General features: G+C 38.1%; 6 protein-coding genes and 1 pseudogene. All 7 read left to right on the forward strand.

All coding sequences use genetic code 11. The features are described 5' to 3' along the window. The first annotated feature begins 20 nt into the window (after positions 1 to 20). A pseudogene (dltB, locus tag SINDD18_RS09590) lies at positions 21 to 1,175 on the forward strand (D-alanyl-lipoteichoic acid biosynthesis protein DltB). A gap of 45 nt (positions 1,176 to 1,220) precedes the next feature. Beyond that, on the forward strand, positions 1,221 to 2,393 hold the full coding sequence (dltD, locus tag SINDD18_RS09595; protein WP_061863955.1) for a D-alanyl-lipoteichoic acid biosynthesis protein DltD: 1,173 nt from the start codon (positions 1,221 to 1,223) through the stop codon (positions 2,391 to 2,393). A gap of 452 nt (positions 2,394 to 2,845) precedes the next feature. Continuing rightward, positions 2,846 to 2,977: a teichoic acid D-Ala incorporation-associated protein DltX gene (locus tag SINDD18_RS09600; protein WP_033682482.1), complete on the forward strand. Its 132-nt coding sequence runs from the start codon at positions 2,846 to 2,848 to the stop codon at positions 2,975 to 2,977. Positions 2,978 to 2,997: 20 nt separating this feature from the next. Continuing rightward, positions 2,998 to 4,548 carry a D-alanine--poly(phosphoribitol) ligase subunit DltA gene (gene dltA / locus SINDD18_RS09605; RefSeq protein WP_049487532.1) on the forward strand — a complete coding sequence of 517 codons (1,551 nt, stop codon included), beginning with the start codon at positions 2,998 to 3,000 and terminating at the stop codon, positions 4,546 to 4,548. After that, positions 4,545 to 5,789, forward strand: a complete 1,245-nt coding sequence (dltB, locus tag SINDD18_RS09610) for a D-alanyl-lipoteichoic acid biosynthesis protein DltB (RefSeq protein ID WP_061863956.1) — start codon at positions 4,545 to 4,547, stop codon at positions 5,787 to 5,789. The genes dltA and dltB (SINDD18_RS09610) overlap by 4 nt, the downstream gene beginning before the upstream one ends. 13 nt (positions 5,790 to 5,802) lie before the next feature. Continuing rightward, positions 5,803 to 6,042 (forward strand): D-alanine--poly(phosphoribitol) ligase subunit DltC, encoded by a 240-nt coding sequence (gene dltC / locus SINDD18_RS09615; protein ID WP_000351967.1) that lies wholly within the window; start codon positions 5,803 to 5,805, stop codon positions 6,040 to 6,042. Then, positions 6,035 to 7,279, forward strand: a 1,245-nt coding sequence (dltD, locus tag SINDD18_RS09620; RefSeq protein ID WP_061863995.1) for a D-alanyl-lipoteichoic acid biosynthesis protein DltD, incomplete at its 3' end; no start/stop codon positions are given. The genes dltC and dltD (SINDD18_RS09620), both read left to right, overlap by 8 nt.

Consider the following 7,279-nt stretch of genomic DNA (forward strand, 5'->3'; position numbering starts at 1 on the left):
TAAAAAGGAGTTCATCTGGTATGAATTATTTTGAGGGGAATGAGTTTTTCCTTCTCTTGTTTGTAGTTTTACTGATTGGTTTTGTGGTAAACTTTTTTGAAAAACGTAAGGACTACTATATTTTGGCGCTCTCCCTCTTATTTGCAGGAGCTATTTATGGCAAGAGTTGAGCGATGATAGTCTATTTGCTTGCCTTTATCGTTTACCAATATTTTCTGGTATTTCTTGCACAGAGGATAGAAGCAAAGCGACTGAAACCACTGGTTTTTCTTTCCATTCTTCCTTTGGTGATCAATAAAGTCTTTGCCCTGACTTCTCTCCATTTGTTGGCCTTTATTGGAATTTCTTATATGTCCTTCAAGACTATTCAGATTATGTTGGAAATATCAGATGGTCTGATCAAGGAGAAGGTTAGTATTAAAGACTACTTGCAATTTTTACTTTTTTTCCCTACGGTTAGTGCGGGACCAATTGATCGGAGCAGGAGATTTTTAAAAGAGATAAATGAGGTCATGCCTCGAAAAGAGTATCTAGAGGTAGCAGGAGACGGTGTTTATCGTATCGTTCTAGGCCTTCTTTACAAGGTTGTTTTATCAACCTATGTGTATCAGATGATGCTCGCTCTGAGCAATACTGGTACAGTCGCCTACTCAATCAAGTACATGTACCTCTATACCTTGTATCTGTTTTTCGACTTTGCAGGCTATAGTCTAATGGCTGTTGGAAGTAGTAACATCCTAGGCATTCAGACACCGATGAACTTTAACAAACCTTTCCTGAGTGTCGATATTAAGGATTTCTGGACCAGATGGCATATCACCTTGTCGACTTGGTTAAGAGATTTTGTGTTTTCAAGAGTTTTGATGCAGGTTATCCGGAAAAAATGGTTTAAAAACAGGCTACACAATGCAACCTATGCCTATATGGTCAATATGTTGGTCATGGGTTTTTGGCATGGTCTTAGCGTTAGCTACATTGTTTATGGTTTTTATCATGGTGTCTTGATGGCTGGATTTGAAGTATATCAAAAAAAAAGTAATTTTTATAAGAAAAATAAAAACAAAAACTGGTATAAACTACTGAGTTGGTTTGTGACCATGAATTTGGTCATGATTGGTTTCTTTATCTTTTCAGGTGAACCCTATAAAATCTTAATTACGATTTTAAAGAGATAAGAAATGGAAAAGAGAGGACGGATCGAAGGGATAGGATAAAACGAGATGATTAAACTAAAAGCATTTTTACTATCGCTTGTGCTCGTAATTGCGACGCTTGCTCTTTTAAATGTGACGTATGTCAAGAAAATTGATGATTATTATAAAGTCAAGGATAATAGTATTCGTTATAGCACCTCGTATGAAAAGTATAAAAGTAGAGACATTCTGACAAGCAATATTACTCCTAATACACTGGTTTTAATGGGTTCCTCAGAGTTGGTTGCGACGATAAATGAAGACTATCATCCCAATAAAATTTTTAACTACAACGATTTTAATATCATGCAGATTGGGACTAGTTATTCTCAAAACATCATTCAGGCTACGACCTTGGGCTCGATTGAGGGATCTATGAGTAAGCGAAAAGTAGCTATAGTAGAGTCTGTTCAGTGGTTTGAAAAAGATGGAACCCATCAAGATGCCTTTTTGAACAAGGCTTCTCAGGAACATATTTTCCATATGCTAGATAATGATAAGATTAGTAAGGAAACGAAAGAAAAACTAATCAATCGCATTATAGAGATTACCAAGGGGAACAAGCAACAAAATGACATCTACAAAAAATACAAAAGTTATTTCATAGATGAAAAAGGAACGATTGTTGATAAAAAATTATTGGAGTTAGATAACGCGATTTATTCCTTTAAGCTCAAACAGACTTTTTATCAAAAACATGCCAAATCAGATTATCCTTCACTAGGGGATAAAACCCCAGACTATGATTGGGAGAAAATGACGAATCAGTTTGTAGAAGAGGTCAAAAAGAAAACAGACAATAATGATTATGCTGTTGATAATAACTACTACAATACCTATTTAAAAGATCGTTATACATCGCTGAAGAATTCTAATAAAGATTTGAGCTACCTCGAGTCACCAGAGTATTCAGATATGGAACTTTTCTTGACAGTTGCCAAAGAATTGGGCATTGAAGTTGAGGTCATTATTTTCCCAGTAAACGGGAAATGGAATGACTACACAGGTGTCTCAAGAGAGATGCGGGAGAAAACTTATAAAAAAATAGAAGATGTCGCAAAAAGCTATGGTGCAACGGTATTAAACTATGGAAACAGAGAGTATGATGATTACTTTTTATTTGATGTGATGCATGTTGGAGTGAAAGGATGGATGGAAGTTGAAAAAGAACTTTACAAATTTGCAAACCAAGATAACTAACACACACCGTTTAATCTTGTGGACGCTATTTTTCTATACGGTTATCTTAAGCATCGTGATTTATTGTTTTGTGACCGATTTTTCGAACATTCAAGAATTTATCTATAGTGAATTCTAGGATTACATACTATAAAAATCTCTAGATAAAGAGAACTGCACCGATAAAGTGAGACATAAGATAAGGCTCTATAATATTTATAGTGGAAAAATCCTCTATAGGTAGTATGGAGCCTACTTTGTTGTAGCTCCCCATATAATCCATACTGAAAAGCATTTAAGCTATCATTAGAAAGAATCATATGGAACAAATTAATGTTACTGGAACGTAGTGAAAATAGACGGGTAAACAATTGAAAAACTAGTCTATAAAGTGGTATAATAGCAGAAAAATAAATTAGTAAGAAATTGATTTTATTTTAACGGAAAATTACAGAAATGAATGGTTTTTCTTGATGAAACAGAGAAAAGAATTGTACATATTTCTTGGTCGGACAGCCTTGTATTTTCTTATCTTTCTAGGGCTGCTTTACTTTTTTAGCTATCTTGGTCAGGGTCAAGGAAGCTTTATCTATAATGAATTTTAACTTGAAGGAGAATCCTTATTATGTCAAATAAAGCAATCGTAGATATGATTGAAACCATTGAGCATTTTGCTCAGACACAGCCTAGCTATCCTGTTTACAATGTTTTGGGGCAGGAACACACTTATGGAGATTTGAAGGCTGATTCGGATAGTTTAGCTGCAGCCATCGACCAACTGGATTTACCAGAGAAGTCTCCTGTGGTTGTTTTTGGTGGCCAAGAATATGAAATGTTGGCAACTTTTGTAGCTCTGACTAAGTCAGGACATGCCTACATTCCCATTGACAGCCATTCAGCCTTGGAGCGAGTTTCGGCTATTTTAGAAGTAGCAGAGCCAAGCTTGATTATTGCTATCTCAGACTTTCCATTGGAGCAGGTTTCTACGCCAATGATGACTCTAGCTCAGGTTCAAGAAGCCTTTGCTCAAGGGACTAGTTATGAGATTACGCATCCAGTCAAGGGTGATGATAACTACTACATTATCTTTACTTCTGGTACAACTGGTAAGCCTAAGGGAGTACAGATTTCCCATGATAACCTCCTCAGTTTTACCAACTGGATGATTACGGATAAGGAATTTGCGACGCCAAGTCGTCCGCAAATGCTGGCTCAGCCACCTTATTCTTTTGATCTGTCTGTCATGTACTGGGCACCGACATTAGCACTTGGTGGTACACTTTTCGCTCTTCCTTCAGCTATTACTCAGGACTTTAAGCAACTCTTTGCGACCATCTTTTCATTGCCAATCGCTATCTGGACATCAACGCCTTCTTTTGCGGATATGGCCATGTTGTCTGAAGACTTTAATAGCGAGAAAATGCCTGGTATCACGCATTTCTACTTTGATGGAGAAGAATTGACGGTCAAAACGGCTCAAAAACTACGTGAGCGTTTCCCAAATGCCCGTATTATCAATGCTTACGGCCCAACAGAAGCGACAGTGGCCCTGTCAGCAGTTGCCGTGACAGATGAGATGCTAGCGAATCTCAAACGTCTACCAATTGGCTATACCAAGGCTGATTCTCCAACCTTTATCATTGACGAGGAAGGAAATAAACTGCCAAATGGTGAACAGGGAGAAATCATTGTTTCAGGACCGGCCGTCTCAAAAGGTTATATGAATAATCCTGAAAAAACAGCAGAAGCCTTCTTTGAGTTTGAAGGTCTGCCAGCTTATCACACAGGTGATGTGGGAACCATGACAGATGAGGGCTTGCTTCTCTACGGCGGACGCATGGACTTCCAGATTAAGTTCAACGGTTACCGCATTGAGTTAGAAGATGTCTCTCAAAACCTCAATAAGTCTCGCTTTATCGAGTCTGCCGTTGCAGTACCGCGCTATAATAAAGACCACAAGGTGCAAAATCTTCTAGCCTATGTCATCTTAAAAGATGGTGTTCGTGAGCAGTTTGAGCGTGATATCGATATTACCAAGGCCATTAAGGAAGACTTGACAGATATTATGATGTCTTATATGATGCCGTCCAAATTCCTTTATCGAGACAGTTTGCCACTGACTCCAAATGGAAAAATTGATATCAAAGGATTGATTAATGAGGTAAATAGGAGATGATGGATTTCCTGAAACAGCTCCCTCATATTGAGCCGTATGGGAATCCTCAGTACTTTTTGTACGTGATTACTGCTACCTTGCCAATCTTTATCGGTCTTTTTTTCAAAAAACGCTTTTCCTGGTATGAAATATTGGTTAGTCTCTTCTTTATCGTCACCATGTTGACAGGTGGCAAGACCAATCAATTAGTCGCCTTAGGAATTTATCTGATATGGCAAATTGTACTGGTTCTTTTTTACAAACGGTATCGAAAAACTAAAGACGGGAAATGGACTTTCTATCTCGTTAGTCTGTTATCTTTACTTCCTATCATATTTGTGAAGGTACAGCCGGCTATTAATGGCACACAGTCCTTGTTAGGTTTTATCGGAATTTCTTATCTGACTTTCCGTTCGGTAGGAGTTATTATCGAACTCAGAGATGGAGTCATTAAGGAATTGAAGATGAGGGAATACTTGCATTTTCTCCTCTTTATGCCGACATTTTCAAGTGGTCCAATTGATCGCTTCAAGCGTTTTAATGAGAATTATAAGACGATTCCAGAGCGTGATGAGTTGATGGATATGTTAGCTGAGTCCGTTCGGTATATCATGTTGGGATTTCTGTACAAATTTATCCTAGCTCATATTTTAGGTGAGATTTTGTTACCTCCTCTAAAGAATCTAGCTTTACAGGAAGGGGGCGTCTTTAACTATTATGTGGTGGCAGTCATGTACACATTTGGTTTGGAGCTCTTCTTTGACTTTGCGGGTTATTCCATGTTTGCTATAGCTATTTCAAATCTGATGGGGATTCATAGTCCGATCAACTTCAACAAACCCTTCTTATCAAGGGATTTGAAAGAATTTTGGAATCGCTGGCACATGAGCTTATCTTTCTGGTTCCGTGACTTTGTCTTTATGCGGATGGTTATGGTGTTGACCAGAAAGAAGGTCTTTAAAAATCGAAATGTTACCTCAAGTGTCGCCTATATCCTGAACATGCTCCTTATGGGGTTCTGGCATGGAATAACATGGTTTTACATCGCCTACGGACTCTTTCATGGGTTAGGTTTAGTGATTAATGATGCCTGGGTTCGTAAGAAAAAAACGCTCAATAAGGAACGAAAGAAAGCAGGGCAAGCTCCCTTGCCTGAGAATCGCTGGGTTCAGTTGCTTGGCATGGTTATAACTTTCCATGTCGTGATGATTTCATTCTTAATCTTCTCTGGATTTTTGAATGATTTATGGTTTAAAAAATAAAAGGAATTAAAAAATGGATATCAAATCAGAAGTTATTGAAATTATTGATGAATTGTTTATGGAAGATGTTTCTGACATGATGGATGAGGATCTTTTTGATGCAGGTGTCTTGGATAGTATGGGAACAGTTGAATTAATCGTGGAAATCGAAAACCGCTTTGATATTCGTGTCCCGGTTACAGAATTTGGCCGTGATGACTGGAATACAGCCAATAAAATCATAGCTGGTATTGTGGAGCTACAAAATGCTTAAACGCCTATGGCTGATTTTTGGGCCTGTCTTTGTAGCAGGATTGTTGGTTCTTCTACTAATCTTTTTTTATCCAAGTACAAGAAGCCATAATCTGACGGAGGAGAAATACTCTGCGGCTTCTGTTAGTACAGAGAGCTTTAAGGAGAGAAGCCAAAAAGTGAGAGCTCTAACAGACCCTAATATGCGTTTTGTCCCTTTCTTTGGTTCAAGTGAATGGATTCGTTTTGATAGTATGCATCCAGGAGTATTAGCTGAAAAGTACAATCGCTCCTACCGCCCTTATTTTATGGGGCAGGCAGGGGCTGCTTCACTCAGTCAATTTTTTGGGATGCAACAAATCACGTCTGAACTTGAAAACAAACAAGCGGTATTTGTAGTCTCGCCGCAGTGGTTTACCAAAGAGGACCATGAATCAACTATTTTTCAAACCTATTTTAACAATGATCAGTTGACTGCTTTCTTGGAAAATCAATCTGGGGATGTGGCCGCTCAGTATGCGGCTAATAGACTCTTGAAGCAGAATCCAAGAGTACCGATGAAGGGGATTGTTGAGAAGTTAGCTAAGAACGAACAATTGTCGGACTTTGATCATTCAATCATTACAGCTTCTGCAGAGTTCAATGAAAAACAAGCTGCTCTTTTTGGTCAATTCTCGATTCGAGGTCGATTAAAGTACAAAAATCATGTTGAGAAATATTTGAGCAGTCTCCCAGATCAATTTTCTTATGAAGAATTGGAAAATATCGCTCGAAAAGAGGGCGAAGAAAATACAACCAATAATGATTTGGGAATGGAGAACCATTTTTACAATACTCAGTTAAAGAAAGATTTGAAAAAGTGGGAAGGATATCAAAAAAATTACAACTTTCTCAAGTCATCTGAGTACAATGATTTGCAGCTAGTACTTGATCAATTTGCCAAGTCTAAGGTCAATGTGCTCTTTGTTTTTCAGCCTGTCAATAAAAAATGGATGGATTATACTGGACTGAGTGAGGAAATGTATCAACACGCAGTTGAAAAAATTCGTTACCAATTGGAAAGCCAAGGTTTCACCAATATTGCTGATTTTTCAAAAAATGGAGGGGATCCCTACTTTGTTAAGGATACCATTCACCTAGGTTGGTTGGGTTGGCTTGCTTTTGACAAGGCAGTTGATCCTTTCCTATCCAATCCCATACCAGCTCCGACTTACCATTTGAATGACCGATTCTTTAGCCAGGATTGGGCTAATTACAAT

The organism is Streptococcus infantis, assembly GCF_001579645.1.
In the GTDB taxonomy this organism is placed as follows: Bacteria; Bacillota; Bacilli; order Lactobacillales; family Streptococcaceae; genus Streptococcus; species Streptococcus infantis_E.